The sequence below is a fragment of the Actinomadura sp. NPDC000600 genome (assembly GCF_040492135.1).
In the GTDB taxonomy this organism is placed as follows: domain Bacteria; phylum Actinomycetota; class Actinomycetes; order Streptosporangiales; family Streptosporangiaceae; genus Spirillospora.
In genome coordinates this window covers 64694-90702 of sequence record NZ_JBEUPD010000011.1, presented here as the reverse complement: position 1 = coordinate 90702, position 26009 = coordinate 64694, and the positions used below count along the sequence as shown (strand labels likewise).

Genomic DNA, 26009 nt, shown 5'->3' with positions numbered 1-26009 from the left:
GAGCTCGGTGGGGGACGGGGTCGGACTGCGGAGGGTTCAGACCGCGGCGGGGACGGACTCGACGGGCGCGGCGCCGGCCACGGGCGCCGGGCGGCGGAGGACGATCAGCGACACCGCGAGCGCGGCGACCAGCAGGCCCGCCGAGACGGTGAACGCCAGGTGGTAGCCGCCGGTGAGGGCGGCGGCGGTGCTCCGCCCGTCCGCCCGCAGGGACTCGACGCGGGAGGCGGCGAGCGTGGTCAGGACCGCCACGCCGAGCGCCATCCCGACCTGCTGGACGGTGTTGAACAGGCCGGAGGCGAGCCCCGCGTCCTCGGGGCGGGCGCTGGACATGCCGAGCCCGGTCAGCGACGGCAGCACGAGCCCGCCTCCGGCGATGAGGACGAACACGGGAAGCAGGTCGGTGACGTAGTCCGCGTCCACGGGGACGGTCGTGAGCCAGGTCATGGCGCCGATCAGCAGGATGAGCCCGGCCACCAGGACGAACCGCTCGCCGAACCGGTTCGAGAGCCGAGCGGACGCGAAGAGCGACACGGCGCCGATCGCCACGGCCGCGGGGAGCATCGCGAGGCCTGTGTCCAGCGCGCTGTAGCCGAGCACCTGCTGCATGTAGAGGGCGACGATCACCTGGAACGAGAACATCGCCGACAGGGTGAGCAGCTGGACCACGTAGGCGCCGGACACGTTGCGGGAGCGCAGGATCCGCAGCGGCATCAGCGGCGTCGCGGCGCGGGCCTGCCGGGCGGTGAACCCGGCGAGGAGCAGCAGCGACACGGCGCCGAGCCCCAGCGTGTGCGCCGACAGCCACCCGTACCGCTCGACCTTGACGACGGTGTAGATGCCCAGCATCAGCCCGGACGTGACCAGCACCGCGCCCGCGACGTCCGCGCCGGCGGCCAGGCCGACGCCCCGGTCGCGGGGCAGCGCGGGGAGGGCGAGCAGCATCACGGCCAGGCCGATCGGCAGGTTGATCAGGAAGATCCAGTGCCAGCTCAGCGCGTCGGTGAGCACGCCGCCGAGCACCTGCCCGATGGACGCGCCGGCCGCTCCGGTGAAGCTGAACACCCCGATCGCCTTGGCCCGTTCGCGAGGGTCGGTGAACAGCGTCACCAGGATGCCGAGCACGACGGCGGAGGCGAGGGCGCTGCCGACGCCCTGCAGGAACCGGGCGGCGATCAGCAGGCCGGACGTGGTGGCGGCGCCCGCCAGCACCGAGGCGGCGGTGAAGACCGCGTTGCCGGCGAGGAACAGCGTCCGGCGGCCGACGAGGTCGCCGAGCCGCCCGGCGAGCAGCAGCAGGCCGCCGAGCGGGATCAGGTAGGCGTTCATGATCCAGCTCAGCCCGGCGGGCGAGAAGCCGAGGTCGTCCTGGATGGCGGGCGCCGCGACCGTGACGATGCTGCCGTCCAGGATCGTCATCAGCATCGTGGCGGACAGCACCCCGAGCGCCGCCCATCGGGAGCGGAGCGGGGAGAGTGAGAGGGAGGACATGGTCATCTCCTGTTCGAGGGGAACAGGAGAGACCGTAGCAGATAGTTTCGTTGCAGACTATCTGTGAGGGTCTTACTTTTGGCGCTCGCGGGCCCGCCGGGCCGGCCCCGACGTCTCCGGCGGGGTGGCCAGATGCCCGCTGACCAGGGTGTTGAGCGCCTGGACGAGGGCCTCGCGCTGGTCTTCCGGAAGCGAGCCGAGGGCCGCCTCGTGGACGCCGTCGACGATCTGCTGGCTGCGGGCGGCGACCCGCGCGCCCTCCTCGGTGACGGCGATGATGCGGGCGCGCCGGTCCCGGGACGAGGGGCGCCGCTCGGCGAGGCCGGCCTTCTCCAGGGCGTCCACGGTCACGACCATGGTCGTCTTGTCCATGTCGCCGATCTCGGCGAGCTGGATCTGGGTGCGCTCCTCCTCCAGCGCGTGCACCAGGACGCAGTGCATGCGCGGCGTCAGCCCGATCTCGGCGAGCGCCGCCGTCATCCGGCCGCGCAGCACATGGCTGGTGTGGTCGAGCAGGAACGACAGGTCCGTCTGCGTGCGGGCGGGGGCCATCGAGGTCATGCGCCCAGTCTACCCAAGATGGTTTCGTTCCAGATTATCCGGCAGCAGTCGCATCCGGTGGGATACCATGGCGGCGTGAAGCGCACCGCATGTCTCGGCTGGTGGCCGTCCTAGGACGGCCACAGTGACGCATGCGATCGGGCCGTCCGCTGGACGGCCCTTCCTCTTCCTCGGTGCCCCGGGCCGGCCAGGCGGGACGGCCGCAGACCCGACGAGGAGGAACCCATGGACACCACCCCCGAGGCCCGCGGCCGCGAGCTGGAGGAACGCATCGCGGTCGACCCCGGAGCCTTCCGGATCCTGACCGGCGACCGCCCCACCGGCCCGCTCCATCTCGGGCACTACTTCGGCACCCTGGAGAACCGCGTGCGGCTCCAGCGGGCGGGCGTGGAGCTGTTCGTCCTGGTGGCCGACTACCAGGTGCTCACCGACCGGGACGTGGCCGACCGCCTCTCCGAGTACGTCGAGGGGCTGGTCGCCGACTACCTGGCCGCCGGGATCGACCCGTCCAGGGCGACGATCTTCCGGCACAGCTCCGTCCCGGCGCTGAACCAGCTCATGCTGCCGTTCCTGTCCCTGGTGTCGATCGCGGAGCTGAGCCGCAACCCCACGGTGAAGGACGAGATCGCGACGTCCAGGCAGTCGGCGGTGAGCGGGCTGATGTTCACCTATCCCGTCCACCAGGCCGCCGACATCCTGTTCTGCAAGGCGAACCTCGTGCCCGTCGGCAGGGACCAGCTCCCGCACCAGGAGATCACCCGGACCATCGCACGCCGCTTCAACGAGCGCTACGGGCCCGTCTTCCCGGTGCCGGACGCCCTGCTGTCGTCCGCGCCGCTCCTGCTCGGAACGGATGGCAGCAAGATGAGCAAGAGCCGCGGCAACGCCGTCGCCCTCTCCGCCACCGAGGACGAGACCGCGCGGCTGATCAAGCGGGCCGTGACCGACGCCGACCGGCACATCACCTACGAGCCCGAGACGCGCCCGCAGGTCTCCAGCCTGGTGCTGCTCGCCGCGCTCTGCCAGGACCGCGACCCGCACGACGTCGCCGCGGAGATCGGCGACGGCGGCGCGGCGGCGCTGAAGAAGGTCGTGACCGACTCGGTGAACGAGTTCCTGCGCCCGATCCGCGCCCGCCGCGCCGAGGTCGCCGCCGACCGGGCGTACCTGCGCGGCGTCCTGGCCGAGGGCGACGAGCGCGCCAACGCGGTCGCGGAACGCACCCTGGAGGAGGTCCGCGAGGCCATGGCTTCCTAGGGGCTGGCTTCCCAGCCGCCGGCCGTCCCCGGACTACCGCTTGGCGATCCCGTCGAGGACGGTCGTCACGAGATCGTCCACGGCGTCCGGCGGCACCCGGTGCGCGAGGCCCCGGCCCTCGAACAGCAGCGACAGCACCGGCTCGTGGCACGCGCCGACGATGAGCGAGGCCGCCGCCTCGACCCGGGCGTCCGGGTCGAGGCGGCCGAGGTCGCGCTCGCCGCGCAGGTACGCGGCGAGCCGCTCCTTCCAGGTGCCGCCCCGGTCGCTCAGCGCGGCGAACCGGGAGAGGACGGCCGGGTGCGCGATCAGCCCGGTCAGCGCGGGCAGCATCCCGTCGTGCAGGGCCAGGCCGTGCGCCACGTACGCGCGCAGGTTCTCCTCGACCGTGCCGGTGCCGGGCTCGGGCAGCGGGCCGAGCGGCCGCGCGACCGACTCGGCGTGCGCCAGGAGCGCGTGCGCGAGCAGCTCCTCCTTGTCGGCGAAATGGTTGTAGAGGACGCCGTCGGCGACGCCCGCCTCACGCGCGATCGCACGGACGGTCAGGCCCGCCGTCCCGCGCTCGGCGATCAACCGCTCGGCCGTGGCGATCAGGTGGTCGCGCAGGGTCCGGTCGCCGGCGCCCAGCGCGGCCGCTCTTCGAGGTGACATCACCCCGCATCGTAATGAGCGAGCTCGAATCCGTGCGCGGCGAGGTCGGGAAGGAAGTCCGGTCCGGTGACGTCCTCGATGTGGTGGACGCCGGGCCGCATGCCGTCCAGCCGCCGGACGGTCATCGCGGCGGCCAGGCCCGTCGCGCGGCTCTGCCGCCGTCCCGCGAACGACCGCACCGTCCCGCCGGACCGGACCGCCACCGCGAACCCGTCCCCGCCGACGTGGACGCGGCGGAACGCGGCCCGCAGCGGGCGCAGGTCCCGGAACGGGACGAGGCGGGGGAGGAGGGCGGTCATGGCGCGCGAGTCGAGGCAGAGCCCCGTGCGCACGCGTCCGGGAAGGGTGTACTGGTCGGAGAACGGGAAGCGGTGCACGGTCCGGACGCCGTAGGGCTCGGGGAACCGCATCCGCCACGACTCGCCCAGGCCGGCGAGCGAGTCGAGCGTCCACTCGACGGCCGACGGCCCGTGCCGCTCACCGGCGCCGAGCAGGACGCCGATGTCCACCTCCCCGCCGCCGGACTCCCGGGCCAGCAGGTTCGTGACGCCGGGCGCGAGGCCCACGCTCAGCACCGCCGTGGCGTTCCGCTCGGCGGCGAGCCCGTCCAGCGCCTCGATGCCGGAGAGCACCGCGTGCGACGCGGACACGTCGACGTAGTGGACGCCTCTGGCGAGGCACGCTTCGGCGACCCGGGCGTTGCCCGTCTCCGCGCACATGACGACCGCGTCGGCCGCGATCTGCTCCAGGTCGTCGCCGCGAAGGTCGATCCGCATCGCGAGCGCGCCCGGCACCGTGCGGGCCTTGGCGAGGTCGCGTCCGGCGGCCACCACCTCCGGGACATGTCCGAGCAGCCCCGCGACGACCTCGCGGCCGACCGCGCCGTACCCGCCGAGGACCACGACCCGCTTCATCGTCGTCCCGCGCCTAGGCACGGCGCGCCGTGACCAGCCACGCGGTGCTGCGCAGGCGGACGGCCCCGTCGCGCTCGAACGGGCGCATCGCCTTGGTGACGGCCTCGCGCACCTCGTCGCCCGAGCCGTAGTTGTGGCGGATCGGGCCCCAGCCGGCGAAGAACTCCCCGGCCTCGCGGGCGTCCCGGCCCCAGATCTGCTCGGCCTCGACCTTCCGGCTGGTCACGCCGTGGAACCCGGCGCCGCCGAGGACCTCATGGACGCGGTCCGGGTCCGACAGCGACAGCGGCCCCGCGTCGTGCCCGACGGGGGCGTGGTCGAGCGGCGGGAGCGCGGCCGCGAGCGCGCCCATGTCGGTCTCGGCGAGCGGCGTCATGCACAGGAACGCCAGCCGGCCGCCCTCGCGCAGGGCCCGCCGGACGTTGCCGAACGCGGCGACCGGGTCGGCGAAGAACATGACCCCGAACCGGCTGACGGCGACGTCGAAGCCGCCGGTGGGGAAGGGGTGCACCTGGGCGTCGCCCCGCTCGAAGGCCGCGTTCGCGACGCCCTCCTCCGCGGCGAGGGAGCGGGCGCGGGCGAGCATCGGCCGGGACAGGTCCACGCCGGTCGCGCCGCCGAGGGACGCCCGCCGCGCCGCGAGCCGGGTGATCTGCCCGTTGCCGCAGCCGATGTCGAGGACCCGGTCGTGCGGCCCGATCGCCGCCGCCTCCAGCAGGGCGTCGTTGAACCCGCCGTTCATGGCCTCGTAGCGGTCGTGGTGCTCGGCCCAGTGCTCGCCCTCGTACCCGTTCCACGCCTCCGACTGGTGGGTGTTGACGATCGGCTGGGTCTCCGTCATGGGTCCTCCTGGTATGAACGCTTGTTCATGAACGTATGTTCATAATGCGGCGTGCGGCGGCGCGCGTCAAGGCGGTTCGGGTGCCGACCGTAGAACGGAATTCTTCGTTCCCCTACGATGGAGGGCATGGAGACCGCACGAGCGCCCCTGAGCGGGCGGAAGGCGCAGGCCGCACGCAACGACGAACTCATCCGGGAGGCGGCACGGGCGGTGTTCACCGCCGACCCCGGCGCACCGATCTCGGCGGTGGCCGAGCACGCCGGGGTGGGGATCAGCGCTCTCTACCGCCGCTACAAGAGCAAGGAGGACCTGCTCCAGAAGCTCGCCGACGAGGGCATGGACCGCTACCTCGCCGAGGTGGAGGCGGCCCTTGACGACGACGGCGACGCGTGGGAGGCGTTCGCCGCGTTCATGCGCCGCTGCCTCGACATCGGCGCGGGCTCCCTCACCATGCGGCTGGCGGGCGCCTTCGAGGTCACCGAGGACATGAGCCGCAAGGGCCGCGAGATCCACCTCGCGACGCAGCGGCTGCTGGAGCGCACCCGGGAGGCGGGCGCGCTGCGTCCCGAGATCGAGGTCGGCGACATCTCGGTGATCCTGGAGTACCTGCACGGCATCCGGATCGGCGACGACGAGCGGATGAACCGGCTCCAGCACCGCTACCTGGCGCTGATCCTGGACGCCATGCACCTCACGGACCGGGGGGAACTGCCCGGCCCTCCTCCGAGCTGGCAGGAACTGGTCACGCGCTATGACGACTGAGCTGGGACGACGGGCGCTCAACCGGGCGCTGCTGGCCCGGCAGCTCCTGCTGGAGCGGCACGCAATGCCCGCGCTCGACGCGATCGAGCACCTGGTCGGCATGCAGGCGCAGGCCCCGAGCCCGCCCCACATCGGGCTGTGGAGCCGGCTCGCGGACTACCGGCTCGACGAGGCCGGGGAGCTGATCGCCGACCGCCGGGCGCTGCGGATGGTGCTGATGCGCGGGACGCTGCACCTGGTCAGCGCCCGCGACGCCCGCGCGCTGCGGCCGCTCACCCAGGCGGTCCTCGACGGGCACCTGAGGTCGCGGGCGGCGGAGCTGGAGCACCTCGACCTCCCGGCCGTCGTCGCGTGGGCGCGCGCCCTGCTGGAGGAGGAGCCGCGAACCGACAAGGACCTGCGCGCTCTGCTGGCCGAACGGTGGCCGGACGAGGACCCGGCGCTGCTGGCCTGGGCCGTCCGGCTCTCGCTGCCGCTCGTGCAGGTCCCGCCGCGCGGGATCTGGGGCGCCTCGGGGGTCGCGCGCCACACGACCCTGGAGAACTGGCTCGGGCCCATGGCGCCCGACCCCTCGCCGGAAGACCTGGTGCGGCGGTATCTGGCCGCCTTCGGGCCCGCGAGCGTCCAGGACGTCCAGCAGTGGGCCGGGCTGACGCGCCTAGGCGAGGTCGTCGAGCGGCTCAGGCCCGAGCTGGTGGTGTTCCGGGACGAGAACGGCCGGACGCTGTACGACCTTCCGGACGCGCCGCGCCCCGGCCCCGACGCGGAGGCGCCGGTCCGGTTCGTTCCCGACTTCGACAACCTGCTGCTGTCCCACGCCGACCGGGCGCGGATCATCAGCGAGGAGCACCGCAAGCGCGTCTTCACCGTCAACGGCATCATCCGCGCGACGTTCCTCGTGGACGGCTTCGTCCACGGCATGTGGAAGATCGAGAAGAGCCGGGGCGAGGCGGTGCTGCGCGTCGACCCGTTCGCCCCCGTCCCGGGACCGGAGCGCGCGGCGCTGGAGGAGGAGGGCATGCGCCTGCTCGCCGCGGCCCATCCCGCGGCGAAGTCGCACGGCGTGGAGTTCGGCTAGGCCTCGCGGGCGCACGGCGCCTCGTGGTTCGGGTCCAGCGAGCCCAGCAGGGCGTGCAGGATCCCCCGGAACTCCAGCATCTGCTCGCGGGTCAGCGGGTCGAACAGGTGCCGCCTGACCTCGGCGACGTGGCCCGGCGCCGCCTCGGCGAGGACGGCGAACCCCGCGTCGGTCAGCCGGGCGATCGTGGTGCGCCGGTCGGAGGCGTGCTTGCAGCGGCTCACCCAGCCGGCCTCCTCGAGCCGGTTCACGGCGTGCGACAGCCGGCTGGGGGAGGAGTGCACGATCTCGGCGAGCTCGGTCATGGTCAGCGCGCGGCCGGGCGCCTCCGACAGCATCGCGAGGATCATGTAGTAGGTGTGCGGCATGCCCGAGTCGCGCTGGAGCTGGCGGTCGAGGGCCTCGCCGAGCAGCCGGGACGTCCACAGGAAGGCGCGCCAGGTCTCCTGCTCGTCGTCGTCGAGCCACCGCGGCTCCGTCGTCTCGGCCATGCCCCCAGTCTACCTGCACGTTTGAACCCTCAAGACTTGAAGATTCAACAAAATGAGGTACTGTTGAACACTCAAGTAAGGGGAGGACGCACATGACCCGGATGCCCGTGCTCTACCTCAGCCACGGCGCGCCGCCGCTGGCCGACGACACCCGGTGGACCGCCGAGCTGGCCCGCTGGTCCGCGGAGCTGCCGAAGCCGGAGGCGATCCTCATGGTGTCGGCGCACTGGGAGGAGGCGCCGCTCAGCATCGGCGCCACCCGGCCGGTGCCGCTCGTCTACGACTTCTGGGGCTTTCCCGAGCGGTACTACACCGTCCGGTACGACGCGCCCGGCGCCCCGGCCCTCGCCGACGACGTGCGGAAGCTGATCCCCGGCGTCCACCAGGACGAGCGGCGGGGCCTGGACCACGGCGCCTACGTGCCGCTCGTGGAGATGTATCCGGACGCCGACGTGCCCGTCCTGCAGATGTCGATGCCCACCCTTGAGCCGGAACGCCTCTTCGAGATCGGGCGGAGCCTCGCGCCGCTGCGCGACAAGGGCGTCCTCATCGTCGGGAGCGGTTTCACCACCCACAACCTGCGGGAGATGCGGCCGGATCCGGACGCGGCGCCGCCCGCGTGGTCGGCCGAGTTCGACGAGTGGACGGACCGGGCCGTGCGGGGCGGCGACGTCGACTCCCTGCTCGACTTCCGCGCCAAGGCCCCCGCCGCGCGCATCGCCCACCCGCGGACGGAGCACTTCGCGCCGCTGTTCGTGGCGCTCGGCGCCGATGCCGACGCCGCGTCGCGGCGGCGTTCGGTCATCGACGGCTACTGGCTCGGACTGGCCAAGCGCTCGTTCCAGTTCGGCTGACCGCTTGTCACGTTCCGCCCGGAACCGCCCGGTTCCGGGTCAGTCGGTGCCGACCGGCACGTCCATCTGCGCGAACCCGATGCGCCAGGACGGCACCTGCGGCTTCCACCCGAGGCCCAGCGCCCTGGCGTTGGACACCGGACGCCCCGTCGTGGCCGCGTGCTTGCCGGCGCTGCCCGGCCCGGGCGCGCCGAGCGCCGCGCTGTAGACCGGCAGCCAGTCCGCCGTGGTCGCCGGCTCGTCGTCGACGACGTTGACGACCCCGGCGGGCCAGTCGAGGGCCGCGAGCGCCGCGGACGCCGCGTCGTCGGCGTGCACGAACGACGTCCAGGACGGCGCCTGGCGCAGGGTGCCCGCCCGCACCCGCTCGGCGATGGCGCCGTCGGGCGCGTACCAGGTCCCCGGGCCGTAGAGCGCCCCGTAGCGCAGGATGACGCCGTGCGGCATCTCGGCGACCGCCTGCTCCAGCGATGCGATGCCCGCGTAGGGCGGCAGGTGCGAGTCGAGCGGGTCGGTCTCGACGGCGGGGGCGTCGCCCGGCACGTACAGCCAGGCGATGCTCTGCGCGATCATGGTCTGGACGCCGGCGGCCCGCGCCGCGTCGACGAGGTTGCGGGTGCCCACGATCCGCAGGTGCGAGTTGGCCTCGAAGTCCTCGTCGCTGAGATCGGTGAGCTGGTGGATCACGGCGTCGGGACGCACGGCGGCCATGGCGTCGCGCACGGCGCCGGCGTCGAGCACGTCCAGCAGGACCGGCGCGGCGCCGAGGTCGCGCAGCATGCCGGTGCGTTCGGTTCGGCGCGTCGTCCCTGCGACCTCATGGCCCGCCTGGACGAGCAGCGGGATCAGCCGGCGGCCGACTACTCCGGTCGCTCCGGCGAGGAGAATCTTCAAGGGGGTACCTCCGCGGCTCTCACGCCATCGTGCATCGTCTGCTGTGGGGTCTGTCAGCACTGGTCACGCCCGGCGTTCCGCATGGACACCCCCCTGCGTCCGGCCGGACGAAGTCGGACGGGCCCGCACCGCCCCCCGGCGGCTCGTCCGCCATGAGCGTACCGCCGGGAGGCGCCCCGGTGCGTTTCGCGTGCGCCGCAGACGAGAATTCTTGTCCTCGGACGGGATTCGGCACTGCGAAGGATCGGCGGCACATGAAGATCACTCTTGTCCAGGGCGACATCACCGAGCAGAAGGTGGGCGCGGTCGTGAACGCGGCGAACTCGTCGCTGCTGGGCGGCGGCGGGGTGGACGGCGCGATCCACCGCAAGGGCGGACCGGAGATCCTGGAGGAGTGCCGCAAGCTCCGCGCCTCCCACTACGGCGGCGGCCTGCCGACCGGCCAGGCGGTGGCGACGAGGGCCGGGCTGCTGCCCGCCGAGTGGGTGATCCACACCGTCGGCCCCGTGTACTCGGCCTCCGAGGACCGCTCCCACCAGCTCGCCTCGTGCTACCGGGAGTCCCTGCGCATCGCCGACGAGCTGGGCGTCGGCTCGATCGCCTTCCCCGCGGTGTCGGCCGGCATCTACGGGTGGCCCATGGACGACGCCGCCCGCATCGCGGTCGGCACCGTCCGGGCCACCCCGTCCCAGGTGGTGGACGCCCGCTTCGTCCTGTTCACCGAGGACGCCTACAGCGCCTTCGAACGCGCGGTGAGCGGGTTCTAGCCTTCGTCGTCCGGCTTCGGCGGGGGCACCACCAGGACCGGGCGGTGGGCGTGGTGCAGCACGCGCGTGGACACGCTGCCCAGGATCACCGACCGCGCCCCCGCCAGGCCGCGCGAGCCCGTGACGATGAGAGAGGCGTTCAGCTCCTCCGCGACGTCCACGATCGCGGCCCACACCGGCCCGCCGCCGCGCTCGGCGCGCACCGCCACCTCGGTCAGCCCCGCCTTGGCGGCGATGGCGGCGCCCCGCTCGGCGAGCCGCTCGGCCTGCTTCTCCTCCTCGTACTGCTCGCCCTCCTCCATATGGCCGGCGACGGGCACGGCGGCGGCGATCGGCGCCCAGGAGATCTGGGTGAGCAGCGGCTCCCACACCGTCATGATCACGGTCGGCTCGGGGCGCAGGTGCCGCGCCACGTACTCGACCGCCGCCCGGGCGTCGTCAGAACCGTCGTACGCGATGAGAACCGTCATACGAAGAACATCTCCACGGGCGCGCCGTGCGAACGCGAACGCGGAGGCCAGTGGCGAATCTCTCAGGCGCGGGAGGGGGCGCGGCCCGCTCCGGGCGGGCCCGCGAAGGCCTGCGCGACCTCCAGCCAGCGCTCGGCGTCGGGGCCGGTCGCGGTGAGGGCGAGGTCGGCCGGGTGGCGGCGCTGGGTCACCGCGTGGCAGAAGTCGAGCGCGGGGCCGGTGACCGACTGGCGGGCGTCCGGCGGGCCCCAGGTCCATTCGTCGCCGTCCGGGCCCCGGAGGACGACGCGGAACTCCTCGGCGGGCGGCTCCAGGCCCCGGTTGCGGAACGCGAAGTCGCGGGTGCGGACGCCGATGTGCGCGACGTGCCGGAGTCGGTTCGTGGGCTCGCGGCGCGCGCCGAGCGCGTCGGCGACGTCCTCGCCGTGCGCCCAGGTCTCCATGAGCCGCGCGGTCGCCATGGACGCGGCGCTCATCGGCGGGCCGAACCAGGGCAGGCGGGTGCCCGGCGGGACGGCGGCGAGCGCCTCCACCATCCGGCGGCGCCCCTCCCGCCAGCGGGCGAGCAGGCGGGCGGGCTCCTCGGCGGCGCCCTCCCGCGCGCCCGCCTCGACGTAGCCGGCCGGGTCCGCCATGGCCTGCTCGACGTGCCGCGCGAACGCGGCGGCGTCGGTGGCCGCGACGACCGCCTGCGCGTCCGTCCAGGCGAGGTGCGCGATCTGGTGCGCGATCGTCCAGCCCTCGGCCGGGGTCGGGTCGGCCCAGCGGCCGGCGGGCAGCGGCGCCACCAGGGCGTCGACGGAGTCGCCCTCGGCGGCGAGGTCGGCGAGCAGGAGCTGCAGGTCGGGCATGCCGCAATGATCCCGTGTCCCGGGGCGCGGGGTACAGGGGCGGACCGAATTTCGTTCAGTCGACCAGGGCGCGGGCGGCGGCGTAGTCGGCCTTGCCGTTCGGCAGCCGCAGGCTCCGGTCGGTGCGGACGAACGCCTTCGGGATCTTGTAGCGGGCCAGCTGGGCGGCGCAGCCCGCGCGCAGCTCGTCGTCGGACGGGGCGCCGGACGGGCCGAGCACCGCGACGATCTCCGTGCCCCAGCGCTCGCTCGGGCGGCCGACCACCAGCGCGTCGGCGACGCCGGGCAGGCCGCGCAGGACGGTCTCGACCTCCTCGGCGAACACCTTCTCGCCGCCGGTGTTGATCGTGGTGGCCTCGCGCCCGTGGACCTCGACGGTGCCGTCGTCGAGCAGCCGCGCCCGGTCGCCCGCGACGACGAGGCGCTCGCCGTCCACGGTGAGGAACGTGGACGCGGTCTTCGCCGGGTCGCCGAGGTAGCCGAGCGGGATCGCGTCGCCGCCCTTGGCCAGCCAGCCGAGCTCGTCCTCGCCGGGCGCGAGCCGCCGGGACCGGTCGGCGCTCAGCACGGCCGTGCCCGCCGCCGGCCGGAACGACCGGGCGGCCGGGCCGTGCCGGGTGACCTGGAACCCGGACTCCGACGAGCCGAGCACGTCCACGAGCCGCGTGTGCGGGAGCAGTTCGAGCAGCCGCGCCTTCACGCCCGGGCTGACGGCGGCGGCGGAGTTGATGAGCGTGCGCAGCGAGCCGAGGTCGTGCGGGCGGGCCTCCAGGGCCGCGACGATCGGACGGGCGAACGCGTCCCCGACCAGCGGCATCCGGGTGACGCGCTCGCGCTCGGCCGTAACCATCAGGTCGGCGGCGTCCAGGCCGTCCACCCGGTCGGGGAACACCACGGCGCCCCCGCCGCACCAGCCGCCGAGCGCCGACCACGTGCCCCCGCCGTGCATGAGCGGCGGCCCGACCAGCACCCGCACGTCGCTGCGCACGGCCCGCTCGACCGCCTCGCCGAGGTCGGTGAGCGGGGCGCCGTCGCGGCGCCGCATGCCGAGCGGCCCGATCATCAGGTCGCCGATCCGCCACAGCACGCCCTTCGGCATCCCCGTCGTGCCGCCGGTGTAGAGGATGTGCAGGTCGTCCGGGCTCGGACGGACGGGGAGGGGCTCGCAGGACGCCTTGGCGAGCGCCTCCTCGTAGTCGAGCGCGCCGGGCAGGAGGGCGGCGCCCGAGTCGTCCGCCACCTGGAGGAGGAGCGGGCGGGTGCCGAGCCTCTCGACCACCCGGCCGATCACGTCGGCGAACCGCGCGTGGTACAGGACGGCGGCCGGCCGGGCGTCGGTGAACAGCTGGGCGAGCTCCTCGTCCACGTACCGGTAGTTGACGTTGAACGGCGCGACCCGCGCCTTGTGCGCGCCGACCAGGCCCTCCAGGTACTCCGGCCCGTTGTGCAGGTAGAGCGCGAGGTGGTCGTGCGGCGACTCCCACGGCTCCGGCGCCGGGCCGCCGTCCTCCGCGTGCAGGCCGAGGCCGTGCGCGTGCAGGACGTTCGCCAGGCGCCGCGTCCGGTCGGCGACCTCGCGCCAGGTCATCCGGCGGTCGCGCCACACCAGGCACTCGCGGTCGGGGATCGCGGCGGCGATGGCCTCGTGCAGGGTCGCCAGGTCGAGCATCGGCACTCCTCCGGGACGGGGGCGTCGGCAGCACCGTAACCGATGGCTTACCGAATCCCGTTCAGTGGGTGCGGCATTGGCGGAGCGGACCGGCCGTACACCGGCGTACAAGGCATAGGGGATGAGCCCCGACAATTACCCCGTGCCCCCAGTCCCGAGGCCGCGGGGGGAGGTGACCCGCGGCACCACCGCCCCCAACCGGCTCCGCCGGATCGACCGCTGGATCGCCGCCACCCAGACCGCCGCGCTGCGCTCGGGCGCGCACCCGCTGGCGGTCGACCTCGGCTACGGCGCGTCCCCGGTCACCACCTTCGAGCTGTACTCGCGGCTCCGCGCGGTGTCGCCGCGCCTGGAGGTCGTCGGGATCGAGATCGAGCCCGCCCGGGTCGCGGCCGGGGTCGCCTTCGCCGCCGCCACCGGGCCCCACGACGGGCTGTCGTTCCGGCGCGGCGGCTTCGAACTGCCGGTGCCGCGCCCGCCGGTGCTGGTGCGGGCGTTCAACGTGCTGCGGCAGTACGACGAGCAGGCGGCGTGGCGCGCATGGGACGACCTGCGCGCGCGCCTCGCCCCCTCCGGCGTCCTGGTCGAGGGGACGTGCGACGAGATCGGACGCCGTGCCGTCTGGGTGACGCTCACCAGGGACGGCCCGCGGACCATCACGTTCGCCGCCCACGTGCGCTCGCTCGAGCGGCCCTCGGCGCTGGCCGAGCGGCTGCCGAAGACGCTGATCCACCGGAACGTGCCGGGCGAACCCGTCCACGAGTTCCTGGCCGCGTTCGACCGGTGCTGGGCGATCGCGGCGCCCCATTCGGCGTTCGGCCCCCGCGCGCGCTGGGTCGAGGCCGTGTCGCTGCTGGCGCGGACCCATCCCGTCCTGGCCCGACCCCCGTACGGCGGCCGGAACCGGTGGCGCCTCGGCGAGGTCACGCTTCCCTGGAGCGCCGTCGCGCCCTACTCGCGGTAGAGCTTGTGCGGGGCGGCCTGGACGCGCGGCTGGACGTCGATGCGGTCGATGTTGACGTGCGGCGGGCGGGTGACGGCCCAGGCGACGCAGTCCGCGACGTCGTCGGCGACCAGCGGTTCGGACACGCCCTCGTACGGCTTGGCGGCCTTCTCCTCGTCCCCGTGGAACCGGACCAGCGAGAACTCCTCGGTCTTCACCAGGCCCGGCGCGATCTCGGTGATCCGGACGGGCTCGGCGACCAGCTCCAGCCGCAGCACCTCGTTCACCGCGTAGGCGGCGTGCTTGGCCGCGTTGTACCCGCCGCCGCCCTCGTACGGGACGTGCCCGGCGAGCGAGGTGATGTTGACGATGTGGCCCGCGCCGCTCTCGACCAGCTTCGGCAGGACCGCCTTGGTGACGCGGACGAGGCCCAGGACGTTGGTGTCGTACATCGACTGCCAGTCGTCGAGGTCGGCGGCGGCGACGCTGTCCATGCCGAGCGCCCCGCCGGCGTTGTTGACCAGGACGTGGCAGGCGTCGACCGCCGCCGCGAGCGCGTCCACCGACTCCTGCGCGGTCACGTCCAGCGTGACCGGCGCGATCCTCCCCGCGCCCGGCACGCTCTCGGCGATCTCCTTGGCGAGGTCGTCGAGGCGGTCGCGGCGCCGCGCGGCGAGCACGACGTTGAACCCCTCGGCCGCCAGGCGCCTCGCCGTGGCCGCCCCGATGCCGCTGCTTGCTCCGGTCACTATCGCCGTCTTGCGCATGGGTCCAGTCTCTCGGGTGGGTGAGCCTGGTCGGCACAGTACTGCCCGGCACGGGAGGCGGGAGCCGCGGGGACCGGTGCGGCGGGCGCGGGTGAGGTCGGTCACTGTGGCGGTGAGTCACGCTTGGCCACCTTGCCGAGGGAACACGTAACCCCGGTCGATAGGTTGCACTGTCGGAGGTGGTGTCCGGTGTCGCGTCGTATCAACCGAGTTGCGACGATCAGTGTCCATACTTCCCCTCTGGATCAACCGGGTACCGGCGACGCGGGCGGCCTGAACGTCTACGTCGTCGAGGTCGCCAAGCGGCTCGCCGCCAGGGGGGTCGAGGTGGACATCTTCACCCGCGCGACCTCCCGGGCCCTGCCGCCCGCCGTGGAGCTCGCGCCGGGCGTCCTCGTCCGCAACGTGGTCGCCGGGCCGTTCGAGGAGCTCGACAAGACCGAGCTCCCCCGGCACCTGTGCGGCTTCACCTCCGGCGTGCTGCGCGCGGAGGCCGCCCACGACCCCGGCCACTACGACCTCCTCCACACGCACTACTGGCTGTCAGGCCAGGCGGGGTGGGCGGCGAAGGAGCGGTGGGGCGTCCCGCTCGTCCACTCCATGCACACGATGGCCAAGGTCAAGAACGCGGCCCTGGCCGACGACGACAAGCCCGAGCCGGCCGAGCGCGTCCTCGGCGAGGAGCAGGTCGTGGCCTCGGCGGACCAGCTCGTCGCCAACACCGCCAAGGAGGCCCGCGAACTCGTCGACCTCTACGGCGCCGACCCCTCGCGCGTCGCGGCCGTCAGCCCCGGCGTCGACCTGTCGGTGTTCCGCCCCGAGTCGCCCCTCATCGCCCGCGGCGCCGGCCTCCTGCCGCACCGGACCGGGCCCGCCCGCCGCCGCCTCGGCCTGCCCCGCGACGCCTACGTGCTGCTGTTCGTCGGCCGCATCCAGCCGCTGAAGGCCCCCGACGTGCTGCTGCGCGCCGTCGCCCGCATGCTCGCGGACGACCCGGAGCTGCGCTCGCGGCTCGTCGTCGCCGTCGTCGGCGGCCCCAGCGGCTCCGGGCTGTGCCGCCCCGAGGGCCTGCAACTGCTCGCCGCCGACCTCGGCATCTCCGACGTCATGAGGTTCGAGCCCCCGGCGCCCCAGCACGAGCTGGCCGACTGGTACCGCGCCGCGGACGTCACCGTCGTCCCGTCCCGCAGCGAGTCGTTCGGGCTCGTCGCCGTCGAGTCCCAGGCCTGCGGAACGCCGGTCGTCGCGTCCCGCGTCGGCGGCCTGTGCACCGCGGTCGCCGACGGCGAGTCCGGCGTGCTGGTCTCCGGGCACGACCCCGCCGACTACGCCGCCGTCCTGCGGCGCCTGCACGCCGAGCCCGGGCTGCACGCCCGCCTCGCCCGCGGCGCCGTCCGGCACGCGCGCGACTTCGGCTGGGACACCACCGTCGACCGCCTTCTGGACGTGTATACCGGTGCCGTGTCGAAGCCGACCGCCGCCGTGGAAGCGACCGTATGAACGAAGCCGAGCGGGGGGCGCGGGGAGCCGCCCCCCAGGGGGGAGCACGCATGAGCGTCGTCGAGACCATCCGGGAGACGCTGGAAGCCGCCGACCTGGAGTTCGACGAGCCGCGCGAGAACGCGTTCTTCGTCAAGCTCCCCGGGCAGCACAAGCTCGCCACCATGACGTGGCTCATCGTCGGCGACCACTCGCTGCACGTCGAGGCGTTCTTCTGCCGCCGCCCCGACGAGAACCACGCCGAGTTCTACCGGTTCCTCCTGGAGAAGAACGGCCGCATGTACGGGGTCGCCTTCGCGCTGGACGACGTGGGCGACGTCCACCTCGTCGGGAAGGTCCCGCTCGAATCGGTGTCGCCGGAGGAGGTCGACCGCCTCCTCGGCTGCGTCCTCACCTACTCCGACGAGAACTTCGACAAGGCGCTGGAGCGCGGGTTCAAGTCGTCCATCCAGCGCGAGTGGGACTGGCGCGTCAAGCGCGGCGAGAGCCTCGCCAACCTCCAGGCCTTCGCCTCCTTCGCGGACCCGGCCAACCGCGAGTGACCCGCGCGGGGCCGATAGGCTCTGGTCCCATGGCGACCCTGGTATTGCTCCGGCATGGCGAAAGCGTCTGGAACGCGGAGGGGCTGTTCACCGGCTGGGTGGACGTCGACCTCTCCGCCAAGGGCGAGAGCGAGGCGACCAAGGGCGGCGACCTGCTGCTCGACGCCGACATCACCCCAGACGTGGTGCACACGTCGCTGCTGAAGCGGGCCATCCGCACCGCCAACATCGCGTTGGACGTCGCCGACCTGCTCTGGATCCCGGTGAAGCGCTCCTGGCGCCTCAACGAGCGCCACTACGGCGCCCTCCAGGGCAAGAACAAGGCGCAGACGCGCGAGGAGTTCGGCGAAGAGCAGTTCATGACGTGGCGCCGCTCCTACGACACCCCGCCGCCGCCCATCAAGGACGACGACCCGCTGTCCCAGGTCAACGACCTGCGCTACGCCGAGCTGCCGTCCGAGCTGATCCCGCGCTCGGAGTGCCTCGCCGACGTCGTCGACCGCATGCTGCCGTACTGGTACGACGCGATCGTCCCCGACCTGGCCGCCGGCAAGACCGTCCTGGTCGCCGCGCACGGCAACTCCCTGCGCGGCCTGGTCAAGCACCTGGACGACATCTCCGACGAGCAGATCGTCGGCCTGAACATCCCCACCGGCATCCCGCTCGTCTACGAGCTGGACGACGACTTCTCCCCGCTCAAGCGCGGCGGCGAGTACCTCGACCCGGCCGCCGCCAAGGCCGCCATCGAGGCCGTCAAGAACCAGGGCGCGGCCAAGGGCGGCAAGGCCCCCAAGGACGCGAAGGACGCCAAGGCCCCCGCTCCGAAGGACGCTCCGAAGCCCAAGCGCGGCAGGCGCAAGTAGGCCCGAGGGGCCGCCCGGGTGGCGGCCCCTCGAACAGCGGACGCGATCAGACTGGCTCGGCGCCCGCCGCGGCGGGACGGCGGTCGCGGCGGTGGATGTGCACGGCCGTGGCCAGCCCGGCGAGGGTGAGCAGGGCCGCGACGGGGAACAGCGAGCGCAGGCCCGGTCCGTCGCTGATCAGCGCACCGCCGAGCCATCCGGCGAACGCGGCCGCGACCTGGTAGCCGGAGGCGTTGACGGCGACCGCCAGCGTCGGGGCCGCGCCCGCCGTGGTCAGGACCCGGGTCTGCATGCCCGGGACGACCGCGAAGGCCAGCAGGCCGAGCGCGAAGGTCAGCGCGGCGGCGAGCGGCCGGACGCCGCCCACCGCCCAGAACAGCGCCAGCGCGGCGGCCAGCGCGCCGAGGAGCCGGATCAGGGACGGCATGAGGTCCCGGTCCGAGAGCCGCCCGCCGAGGAAGTTGCCCGCCACCGCGCCCGCCCCGTACACCAGGAGCAGCACCGGCACGGCGCCCTCGGCGAACCCGCTCACCTCGGTGAGCAGCGGCGCGATGTAGGTGAAGACGGTCACCACGCCCACGTTGCCGAGCGCGGTGAGGAAGATCGCCAGGCGGACGTCCCGCCCGGCGAACACGCGCAGCTCGTCCCGGAGCTGGCCGGTCGCGGCGGCGGGCAGGGCGGGGACGAACCGCAGCACCATGGCCAGGGCCACGGCGGTGAGCGCGGCGACCGCGGCGAAGGTCGCCCGCCACCCGAACTCCTGGCCGATCACGGTGCCCAGCGGGGTGCCGAGGATGATGCCGAGGTTGAGCCCCAGCGCCACCTTCGCGACGGCGGACGCCGCCCGGCCCGCGGGGGCCGTCGAGACGGCGGTGGCGATGGCGATGGCGAAGAACGTGGCCACGACCAGGCCCGCGAGGAACCGGGTCGCGAGCAGCACCGGGTAGTTCGGGGCCGCGGCGGAGCCGAGGTTGGCGAGGACCGACACGGCGACGAGGCCGGTCACGAGCGGCTTGCGCGGCAGCCGCGCCGTCAGGGCGGTGACGACCGGGCCGCCGACGATCATGCCGAGCGCGTACGCGCTCACCAGGCGCCCGGCCGCGGGCACCGACACCGCGAGGTCGTCGGCCACGTCCGGCAGGATGCCCGCGATCACGAACTCGCCGGTGGTCAGGCCGAAGACGACCAGCATGAGGGACAGGAGGGACGGGGGCACGCGCACTCCCAGTTAGTTCGAACTCGGATGATTCGAACTAGCAATATCATGACTCGAACCACAGGGGCTACACTCCTGGCATGGGCGAGCAGATGGAGCGCGACGTGTGCAAGCTGGTCCACCGGTTCGCGCAGCGGCTCGACGTCCACGCCCGCCGCGTCGCTGACCAGGTCGGCATGACCGCCGCCCAGGTCGTCGCGCTACGCGAGCTGTCGGAGCCGATCACGGCGCGCGAGCTCGCCCACCGCATGGCGTGCGAGGCGTCGAACGCGACCTTCCTCGTCGACCGCCTCGAAGGGCAGGGCCTCGTCGAGCGCCGCCCCCACCCGACCGACCGCCGCGCCAAGCAGATCGTCCTCACCCCGGAGGGCGAACGCTGCCGCGCCGACGTCCTCGAACGCCTCGACGCCGACTCCCCGCTGGCGACACTCGCCCCGGCCCAGCAGGAGTCGCTGCGCGACCTACTCCAGGCGCTCCTGGAAGGACCCGGCTAGCGGGTGGTGAAGGTGAGGCGGGCGGCGCGGCCCTTCTCGCCGGCGGCCCAGCAGCCGCCGTCGGCGGCGCAGTCCACGGTGTCGAAGCTTCCGGTGTCGAACCGGGTCCAGGTGCGGCCGCCGTCGAGGGTGCCGTCGCTGCCCGTGGGGCCCACCGCCAGCGCGGCCGGGCCCGAGTACACCGGCCAGACGACCCCCGACCGGTACTCGGCCGGCGGGCGCCGCGCGGGACGCCACGTCCGGCCCCCGTCGTCGGTCGTCGCCGCGGCCGCCGGGGACGGCTGCCCCGGCCGGTAGTCGCCGCCGACGGCGACGCCGTGCCGGGAGTCGCGGAACGCCACCGCGAACACCCCCTGCGACGGGCTGGACGGCAGGGGCGTGTCGGCGACGGTCCAGGTCAGGCCGCGGTCCCCGGAGTGGAACACCCGCGACCGGGACGCTCCGCCCGTCGCCAGCCACACGTCGCGCGGCCCGTGGCTCACCAGGCACTGCCCGCTGGCGGCGAACCCGGCCTCGCCCTCCAGCGCCGGGGGCATGCCCTCGGACGGCAGCACCCGCCAGGTGCGGCCCGCGTCGCCGGTGGAGATGATCCGGAAGCGGCCGCCCACCGGGTCGCTGACCGCCAGCCCGTGCCGGGAGTCGAAGAACGTGACGCAGTCGTAGAACGCCCTGGGATCGTCGTTCTTGAAGCCGAGCGTCCAGGAGGCGCCGCCGTCCGACGTCTGGTAGACGCGGGACGCGTCGCCCTCGCCGATGGCCAGCACGACCGCCCGGCGCGCGTCGAACGCCTCGACGTCGCGGAACTCCAGGCCCTCCGCGTCCGGCGGGGCGACGTCGCGCCACGTGGCGCCGCCGTCGGTCGTGCGGAGCACGGTCCCGCCGCTGCCCGCCAGCCAGGCGGTCTTCCGGCCGACCGCCGCCAGCCCGCGGAACCGCGCCTGCTTGCCGGTCGGGGTGGGCTGCCAGGCCGGGCCGCGCGCCCAGGCCGCGGCCCCCTCCCGCGCCGACGCCGTGCCCGGCACCTGGAGGGACGCCGCCATCAGCGCCCCGCACACCCCGGCCAGCGTCATCGTCCGGACCAGCGCCCGCATCGGATTCATGACGCGCAAGCTAACGAATGATGATCAAGCCGTCCAGACCCAGCGGCACGACCGGGCCCGGACGGGCGCGCGGACCGGCCGGTTCAGGCCGAGTCGACGATCTCCTCGGGGCGCTGGCCGGTCACCAGGTAGACGACGTTCTCCGCGACGTGGACGGCGTGGTCGGCGAAGCGCTCGAAGTAGCGGCCGGCGAGCGTGATGTCGACGGCGGGCTCGACGCCGTGCTGCCACTTCGGAGACAGCAGGAGGTCGAACAGCCGGCGGTGGAGGCGGTCCATCTGGTCGTCGTCGGCGTCCAGTTCGAGGCCCATCTCGACGTCCTGCGACGCGATCACGCTGCCCGTCTTGGCGATCATCCGCTCGGCGATCTGGCCCATCTCCAGCACGATCGCCTGCAGCTCGGGCGGCACGGCCGACTCGGGGTGGCGGCGGCGGGCCGTCTTCGCGATGTGCACGGCGAGGTCGCCCATGCGCTCCAGGTCGCCGCTCATCCGCAGCGCGGTGATCAGGGTGCGCAGGTCGCCGGCGACGGGCTGCTGGCGGGCCATCAGGTCGAACACCGTCGCCTCGATGTCGGCGTCGATCTTGTTGACGTGCTCGTCCCCGCTGATGACCTCCTCCGACAGCCGCAGGTCGGCGTCCAGCAGGGCGGTCACCGCGCGGGCCATCGCGGACCGGACGAGGCGGGTCATCTCCACCAGGCTGTCGGTGAGGGAGTCGAGTTCCTCGTGGTAGGCGTCGCGCACTTCGAATCCTTCGATCTGGACGGGGGCGGGCAGGGCGGACTCGCCCACGCCACAGCCTGCCCCATGGCCGTGAACGCGTCCGGTGGCAAAGGTGAACTTTCGGCTAACGAGAGGTCCCTGACCAGGCCCGCGGGGAAGCGTTGCTCGGAACGCCGCTTACGATCCGAGGTGTGGAGGTCGAGATAATAGCGAGCCTGACCGGGCTCGCCGGGCTCGCGATCGGGCTCGCGACTGGATTGGCGGTGCGAGTGAGCGAGCGGGCCCAGCGGACGGCGGTCACGGCGAACCCGGTGGGCAGTCTGCCCCCCGGCGTCGCCTCGGTGCTGAGCGTCCTCCGGTCTTCGGCCGTCGTGGTGGACAGCGAGGACCGGGTGCTGCGGGCCAGCTCGGCGGCACGCGCGTACGGCCTGGTCAGCGGCGACCACCTGCTGGTGGACGAGGTGCTCGCCATGACCCGGCTGGTCCGCCGCGACGGGGAGATCCGCGAGACCGAGATCCAGGTCGGGCCCGCCGGCGGCCGCCGCCGGGCCGACGGGCGCTGGTTCGCGGTCCGCGTCGCGCCGCTCGGGTCGCACGGGCTCGTCCTCGTGCTCGCCGAGGACCTCACCGAGATGCACCGCACCGAGGCGATCCGCCGCGACTTCGTGGCGAACGTCAGCCACGAGCTGAAGACCCCGGTGGGCGCGCTGTCCCTGCTCGCCGAGACCGTCGAGGGCGCCGCCGACGACCCCGAGGCCGTCCGCCGGTTCGCCGGCCGGATGCAGTACGAGTCGGTGCGGCTCACCAATCTCGTCCAGGACCTGATGACGCTGTCGCGCGTCCAGGGGGACGAGCCGCTGCCCGAGCTCACCCCGATCGACCTCGACGAGGTGATGGCCGAGGCGCTGGAGCGCTGCCAGATCAAGGCGGTCGCCAAGGACATCGAGCTCGCGGCCGGCGGCGAGGAGGGGCTGCAGGTCCGCGCCGACCAGGAGCTCCTCGTCACCGCGCTGCGCAACCTCGTCGACAACGCCGTGGCCTACAGCCCCGAGCACACCCGGGTCGTCGTGTCGACCCGCAGGTGCGACGAGTGGCACGTCGAGATCAACGTGACCGACCAGGGCATCGGCATCCCGGACGCCGAGATCGAGCGGATCTTCGAGCGGTTCTACCGGGTCGACCCCGCCCGCTCCCGCCAGACCGGCGGCACCGGGCTCGGCCTCGCCATCGTCAAGCACGTCACCAGCAAGCACGGCGGCGAGATCACGGTGTGGAGCAAGGAGGGGCACGGGTCGACGTTCACGATCCGGCTCCCGCTGCTCGACACGCCGCGCCGCCCCGCGGCCGGGACGACCGCAGACCCAGCACCACCTAACACCGCCCGGGAGGCAACACCGTGACCCGCGTGCTCGTCGTGGAAGACGAGGAGTCCTTCAGCGACGCACTGTCGTACAACCTCCGCAAGGAGGGGTTCGAGGTGGCCGTCGCCGCCACCGGCCCCGACGCGCTGGACATCTTCGAGCGCAACGGTGCCGACCTCGTGCTGCTCGACCTGATGCTGCCCGGCCTCCCCGGCACCGAGGTGTGCCGGGAGCTGCGCGCGCGGTCCAACGTCCCGGTGATCATGCTGACCGCCAAGGACAGCGAGGTCGACAAGGTCGTCGGCCTGGAGCTCGGCGCCGACGACTACGTCACCAAGCCGTTCTCCACCCGCGAGCTGATCGCCCGGATGCGGGCCGTGCTGCGCCGCCAGGGCGAGGTCGAGGAGCCCGCGCCCGCGACCCTGGAGGCCGGGCCGGTCCGGATGGACGTGGAGCGCCACGTGGTCAGCGTCGGCGGCGAGCCCGTCCAGCTCCCGCTCAAGGAGTTCGAGCTGCTGGAGGTGCTGCTGCGCAACGCCGGCCGCGTCCTCACCCGCATGCAGCTGATCGACCGCGTCTGGGGCGCCGACTACGTCGGCGACACCAAGACCCTGGACGTCCACATCAAGCGCCTCCGCGCCAAGATCGAGGAAGTCCCCTCCACCCCGCGCTACATCGTCACCGTCCGAGGCCTCGGCTACAAGTTCGAGCCCTAGCCGAACGCCGTGACCTGCATGTTCTGTCACGCTCATGAGCGTGGGGGCACATGCGGGCACACGCGGTCACGGACATGAGGAACGGCCCGTCCCCTGGGGGCGGGCCGTTCTCGTGTGTGCGGGGGCGGTGGGTCAGGCGGCCGGGGTCTCCGTGGTGGTCGGGGTCTGCGGTGCCTCCGAGCCGCCCTGCTCGGCGCCCGGGGACGGCGACGTGCTCGCCTCCCCGCTCGGGGACTGGCTCGGCGTCTGGCCGGGGGTCTGGCCGTTCGGGGACTGCGGCGAGGCGGGGGACACGGGCATCGGGTAGGTGGCGAACTCGCCCTGCCGCGCCACGATGGGCACCTGGAACTCGACGGAACCGGCGCGCTCGAACCGCATCGTCAGCGGGACCGTGTCACCGGCGCGCAGCTCCTCGTTGAGCCTGGGCAGCACCACCAGCGGCTGCTCGCCGGCGGCGGGCGGCTCGGCCGACGGGCCGCCGCCCTGCGGGCCGGTCGTGTTCTCCGAGGTCGGGGTCTCGGAGACGTTCGGGGTCGCGCCCTGGCCGGTGGGCTCGGGGGTGGCGCTGCCGGAGGGCGACGCCTGGCCGGAGGGCGTTCCCGGCTGCTGCGTCTTCTTCTTGCCGCCCTGCTGCTGCGGGGTGGGGGTCGGGGTGGGCTTGCCCAGCAGCTTGGTGAAGCTGCCCGTCCCGTCCGGGGCGGCGGGCGGCAGCGTGAGCGAGCCGCCCTCGATCTTCGCCTCGCCGCCGAACGCCGGGGAGCTCACCGAGACCAGGCGGTCCTGCCGGCCCTTCACCTGGTTGATGATCACGCCGTAGAGGGCCACGTTCGTGCCCTGCTGGATCGGCCGCCCCGCCTCCTGGCCCAGCAGGAACATGTGGCGGAGGTCGATCTGCGCCGCGCCCGGCTTGTCCTTCGGCACCGACACGTTGACGCCCTCGGTGAGCTGCGTCGGGGCGGCGGACTGGGGCGACTCGCCGGCGCCGCAGCCGGAGACCACCGGCGCGATGGCGACGGCGCCCGCGATGGCGAGCACGACCATTCGACGGCTGTTTCGGATCACGGCGTCGGTCTCCTCGCGAAATATCAGTTGAAGAGGTGGCTTCAGGAAGTTGTGAGGCTGGCGTGAGATACGCCAGGGGAAGCGTAGCGAGGTTCAACGGGAGACCCCTCCCCGGGGTGGCCGACACGCCTGAACCGGCTTCCACGGCGAGCCCGGGCGCGCGCACACGGGCTCGCGGACAAGATCCCCGGCACGGGTGCTAACCGGTACGGAGGCTCTCAACCTTCCCGGTGAGCGCCGGACCGGGCTGGGGAGCCCGGAGGACCTCGGTGACCAGGCCGTCCGGCTTCACGAAGACGGCGGTGATGCCGGTCGCCGTGGGGCCGGGCGTGCCGGGCGCGGGGGAGTAGGCGCCGGCCAGGACGCCGGCGCGGTCTTCCAGGATCTGGGGTACTCCCCTGTGGGCGGTGCCCGCGCAGGCCCTGAGGTCTTTCAGGGACATGGGCTTCCTGGGTCCCGCGGGGCGCGGGTCGGCGACGATCCAGAAGTTCACCGTGTACTCCTGTGCCCGGCCGGCCAGCTCCGCCACGATGGGCTCGCACCGGTACCCGGGCGGGACTATGGCTATCACCGCGGGGCGCAGGTCCTGGAGCCTCTTCGGGGCGCGGCCGGCCGTCACGACGTCGACCCGGCGGTCGGGCAGGAGCCCGCCGACCCTGCCGGGGCTCGCGGTCGGGCGCGGGGCGAGCTGGGCGCTCGTCGGACGGGGCGTCGGACGGGGACCGAGCGCCGTCATCAGGACGCCGCTCAGCAGCGCGACGAGAAGCGCGCCCGCGATGAGGGGGATCGCGACGCCGAACCGGGTCACCGGGCGGTACAGCCGCCGCACCCGCGCCCTGCGCCGCCGCCGGCGCCGCTCCCGGTGGTAGGCGACGACGTCCCGCTCCAGCTCGCGGGCGTCGTCGGGCACGACGACGTCAACGTGCGGAAGCCCGTAGTCGTCGGGCTCCGGGTCGCCGCCGTCCGGCCTCACGCGCCACCTCCCTCACCGATCGGTGTTCCCGCGGGACGCGCGTTCCCATCCGTCCTGTTAAGACCCTTCCGGGCGCTTCGTACCCGCGCGGCCCGGCGTGCTCACATCCCAGTATGGAACCCGTCCGCACCGCCGGCGGGACGATGCTTGTACCCGGGGGGCGGTTACCGGTAAAGGCGCTCGACCGGGATATCGG

General features: G+C 73.7%; 28 protein-coding genes. 12 read left to right on the top strand and 16 right to left on the bottom strand.

The features are described from left to right. Positions 1-36: 36 nt before the first annotated feature. The gene (locus ABWI07_RS18110) at positions 37-1491 is read right to left on the bottom strand and encodes an MFS transporter (RefSeq protein ID WP_235037223.1); all 1455 of its coding nucleotides are present in this window, start codon (positions 1489-1491) and stop codon (positions 37-39) included. Between the two features lie 72 nt (positions 1492-1563). After that, positions 1564-2052 (bottom strand): MarR family winged helix-turn-helix transcriptional regulator, encoded by a 489-nt coding sequence (locus tag ABWI07_RS18105; RefSeq protein ID WP_149263008.1) that lies wholly within the window; start codon positions 2050-2052, stop codon positions 1564-1566. Between the two features lie 225 nt (positions 2053-2277). On the opposite strand from ABWI07_RS18105, the gene trpS reads away from it, so the two are divergent. After that, positions 2278-3309 (top strand): tryptophan--tRNA ligase, encoded by a 1032-nt coding sequence (gene trpS / locus ABWI07_RS18100; protein ID WP_353819188.1) that lies wholly within the window; start codon positions 2278-2280, stop codon positions 3307-3309. A gap of 33 nt (positions 3310-3342) precedes the next feature. Here the strand turns inward: trpS and ABWI07_RS18095 are convergent, their stop codons facing one another. From ABWI07_RS18095 to ABWI07_RS18085, 3 genes are read right to left on the bottom strand one after another with little or no spacing between them, the layout of a single operon-like run. Further along, complete coding sequence (locus tag ABWI07_RS18095; RefSeq protein WP_353819187.1) at positions 3343-3960, bottom strand: TetR/AcrR family transcriptional regulator; 618 nt, start codon at positions 3958-3960, stop codon at positions 3343-3345. After that, positions 3960-4874: a saccharopine dehydrogenase NADP-binding domain-containing protein gene (locus ABWI07_RS18090; protein ID WP_353819186.1), complete on the bottom strand. Its 915-nt coding sequence runs from the start codon at positions 4872-4874 to the stop codon at positions 3960-3962. The genes ABWI07_RS18095 and ABWI07_RS18090 overlap by 1 nt, the downstream gene beginning before the upstream one ends. Before the next feature lie 13 nt (positions 4875-4887). Further along, positions 4888-5715 carry a class I SAM-dependent methyltransferase gene (locus ABWI07_RS18085; RefSeq protein WP_149263004.1) on the bottom strand — a complete coding sequence of 276 codons (828 nt, stop codon included), beginning with the start codon at positions 5713-5715 and terminating at the stop codon, positions 4888-4890. Positions 5716-5841: 126 nt separating this feature from the next. Between ABWI07_RS18085 and ABWI07_RS18080 the strand changes: the two genes are divergently transcribed. Then, positions 5842-6477 carry a TetR/AcrR family transcriptional regulator gene (locus ABWI07_RS18080; RefSeq protein WP_149263003.1) on the top strand — a complete coding sequence of 212 codons (636 nt, stop codon included), beginning with the start codon at positions 5842-5844 and terminating at the stop codon, positions 6475-6477. Continuing rightward, positions 6467-7555 carry a winged helix DNA-binding domain-containing protein gene (locus ABWI07_RS18075; RefSeq protein ID WP_149263002.1) on the top strand — a complete coding sequence of 363 codons (1089 nt, stop codon included), beginning with the start codon at positions 6467-6469 and terminating at the stop codon, positions 7553-7555. The genes ABWI07_RS18080 and ABWI07_RS18075 overlap by 11 nt, the downstream gene beginning before the upstream one ends. On the opposite strand, the gene ABWI07_RS18070 is transcribed toward ABWI07_RS18075, so the two are convergent. Then, the gene (locus ABWI07_RS18070; protein WP_149263001.1) at positions 7552-8046 is read right to left on the bottom strand and encodes a MarR family winged helix-turn-helix transcriptional regulator; all 495 of its coding nucleotides are present in this window, start codon (positions 8044-8046) and stop codon (positions 7552-7554) included. The two genes, ABWI07_RS18075 and ABWI07_RS18070, sit on opposite strands and share 4 nt — an antisense overlap. A 92-nt stretch (positions 8047-8138) precedes the next feature. On the opposite strand from ABWI07_RS18070, the gene ABWI07_RS18065 reads away from it, so the two are divergent. After that, the gene (locus ABWI07_RS18065) at positions 8139-8900 is read left to right on the top strand and encodes a dioxygenase family protein (RefSeq protein ID WP_353819185.1); all 762 of its coding nucleotides are present in this window, start codon (positions 8139-8141) and stop codon (positions 8898-8900) included. Positions 8901-8939: 39 nt separating this feature from the next. On the opposite strand, the gene ABWI07_RS18060 is transcribed toward ABWI07_RS18065, so the two are convergent. Beyond that, positions 8940-9794, bottom strand: a complete 855-nt coding sequence (locus ABWI07_RS18060) for an NAD-dependent epimerase/dehydratase family protein (RefSeq protein WP_149262999.1) — start codon at positions 9792-9794, stop codon at positions 8940-8942. A 254-nt stretch (positions 9795-10048) separates the two neighbouring features. On the opposite strand from ABWI07_RS18060, the gene ABWI07_RS18055 reads away from it, so the two are divergent. After that, on the top strand, positions 10049-10561 hold the full coding sequence (locus tag ABWI07_RS18055) for an O-acetyl-ADP-ribose deacetylase (RefSeq protein ID WP_149262998.1): 513 nt from the start codon (positions 10049-10051) through the stop codon (positions 10559-10561). Here ABWI07_RS18055 and ABWI07_RS18050 read toward each other — a convergent pair. The 3 genes from ABWI07_RS18050 to ABWI07_RS18040 all read right to left on the bottom strand — a co-directional run bounded on the left by ABWI07_RS18050 (position 10558) and on the right by ABWI07_RS18040 (position 13551). Continuing rightward, positions 10558-11031, bottom strand: a complete 474-nt coding sequence (locus ABWI07_RS18050) for a universal stress protein (RefSeq protein WP_149262997.1) — start codon at positions 11029-11031, stop codon at positions 10558-10560. The two genes, ABWI07_RS18055 and ABWI07_RS18050, sit on opposite strands and share 4 nt — an antisense overlap. 62 nt (positions 11032-11093) lie before the next feature. Beyond that, the gene (locus tag ABWI07_RS18045) at positions 11094-11882 is read right to left on the bottom strand and encodes a TIGR03084 family metal-binding protein (protein WP_149262996.1); all 789 of its coding nucleotides are present in this window, start codon (positions 11880-11882) and stop codon (positions 11094-11096) included. Between the two features lie 55 nt (positions 11883-11937). Beyond that, the gene (locus tag ABWI07_RS18040) at positions 11938-13551 is read right to left on the bottom strand and encodes an AMP-binding protein (RefSeq protein ID WP_353819184.1); all 1614 of its coding nucleotides are present in this window, start codon (positions 13549-13551) and stop codon (positions 11938-11940) included. 142 nt (positions 13552-13693) lie between these two features. Between ABWI07_RS18040 and ABWI07_RS18035 the strand changes: the two genes are divergently transcribed. Continuing rightward, entirely contained in the window at positions 13694-14515 is an 822-nt protein-coding gene (locus tag ABWI07_RS18035) for a class I SAM-dependent methyltransferase (protein ID WP_235037222.1), read from the top strand. Here ABWI07_RS18035 and ABWI07_RS18030 read toward each other — a convergent pair. Then, the gene (locus tag ABWI07_RS18030; protein WP_149262993.1) at positions 14503-15261 is read right to left on the bottom strand and encodes an SDR family NAD(P)-dependent oxidoreductase; all 759 of its coding nucleotides are present in this window, start codon (positions 15259-15261) and stop codon (positions 14503-14505) included. The genes ABWI07_RS18035 and ABWI07_RS18030 overlap by 13 nt on opposite strands. Positions 15262-15450: 189 nt before the next feature. Between ABWI07_RS18030 and mshA the strand changes: the two genes are divergently transcribed. From mshA to ABWI07_RS18015, 3 genes are read left to right on the top strand one after another with little or no spacing between them, the layout of a single operon-like run. Then, positions 15451-16761, top strand: a complete 1311-nt coding sequence (gene mshA / locus ABWI07_RS18025; RefSeq protein ID WP_149262992.1) for a D-inositol-3-phosphate glycosyltransferase — start codon at positions 15451-15453, stop codon at positions 16759-16761. 50 nt (positions 16762-16811) lie between these two features. After that, complete coding sequence (locus ABWI07_RS18020; RefSeq protein ID WP_353819183.1) at positions 16812-17303, top strand: type III secretion system chaperone family protein; 492 nt, start codon at positions 16812-16814, stop codon at positions 17301-17303. Between the two features lie 29 nt (positions 17304-17332). Then, positions 17333-18166: a phosphoglyceromutase gene (locus tag ABWI07_RS18015; RefSeq protein WP_235037221.1), complete on the top strand. Its 834-nt coding sequence runs from the start codon at positions 17333-17335 to the stop codon at positions 18164-18166. A gap of 46 nt (positions 18167-18212) precedes the next feature. On the opposite strand, the gene ABWI07_RS18010 is transcribed toward ABWI07_RS18015, so the two are convergent. After that, positions 18213-19382 (bottom strand): MFS transporter, encoded by a 1170-nt coding sequence (locus tag ABWI07_RS18010; RefSeq protein ID WP_353819182.1) that lies wholly within the window; start codon positions 19380-19382, stop codon positions 18213-18215. Between the two features lie 80 nt (positions 19383-19462). Here ABWI07_RS18010 and ABWI07_RS18005 point away from each other — a divergent pair, with 80 nt between their 5' ends. Continuing rightward, positions 19463-19876 (top strand): MarR family winged helix-turn-helix transcriptional regulator, encoded by a 414-nt coding sequence (locus ABWI07_RS18005; protein WP_149262990.1) that lies wholly within the window; start codon positions 19463-19465, stop codon positions 19874-19876. On the opposite strand, the gene ABWI07_RS18000 is transcribed toward ABWI07_RS18005, so the two are convergent. Both ABWI07_RS18000 and phoU read right to left on the bottom strand, forming a co-directional pair. Then, entirely contained in the window at positions 19873-20976 is a 1104-nt protein-coding gene (locus tag ABWI07_RS18000) for a WD40/YVTN/BNR-like repeat-containing protein (RefSeq protein WP_353819181.1), read from the bottom strand. The two genes, ABWI07_RS18005 and ABWI07_RS18000, sit on opposite strands and share 4 nt — an antisense overlap. Positions 20977-21059: 83 nt before the next feature. Next, entirely contained in the window at positions 21060-21722 is a 663-nt protein-coding gene (gene phoU / locus ABWI07_RS17995; protein ID WP_149263144.1) for a phosphate signaling complex protein PhoU, read from the bottom strand. 170 nt (positions 21723-21892) lie between these two features. Between phoU and ABWI07_RS17990 the strand changes: the two genes are divergently transcribed. Then, on the top strand, positions 21893-23101 hold the full coding sequence (locus ABWI07_RS17990) for a sensor histidine kinase (RefSeq protein ID WP_149262989.1): 1209 nt from the start codon (positions 21893-21895) through the stop codon (positions 23099-23101). A gap of 5 nt (positions 23102-23106) precedes the next feature. After that, positions 23107-23778: a winged helix-turn-helix domain-containing protein gene (locus ABWI07_RS17985; protein WP_502912833.1), complete on the top strand. Its 672-nt coding sequence runs from the start codon at positions 23107-23109 to the stop codon at positions 23776-23778. 132 nt (positions 23779-23910) lie between these two features. On the opposite strand, the gene ABWI07_RS17980 is transcribed toward ABWI07_RS17985, so the two are convergent. Beyond that, a complete protein-coding gene (locus ABWI07_RS17980; RefSeq protein WP_149262987.1) occupies positions 23911-24840 on the bottom strand; it encodes a copper chaperone PCu(A)C in 930 nt (309 codons plus the stop codon). 199 nt (positions 24841-25039) lie between these two features. After that, positions 25040-25813, bottom strand: coding sequence for a hypothetical protein (locus ABWI07_RS17975; protein WP_149262986.1), 774 nt, complete (start codon positions 25811-25813; stop codon positions 25040-25042). Positions 25814-26009: the final 196 nt, after the last annotated feature.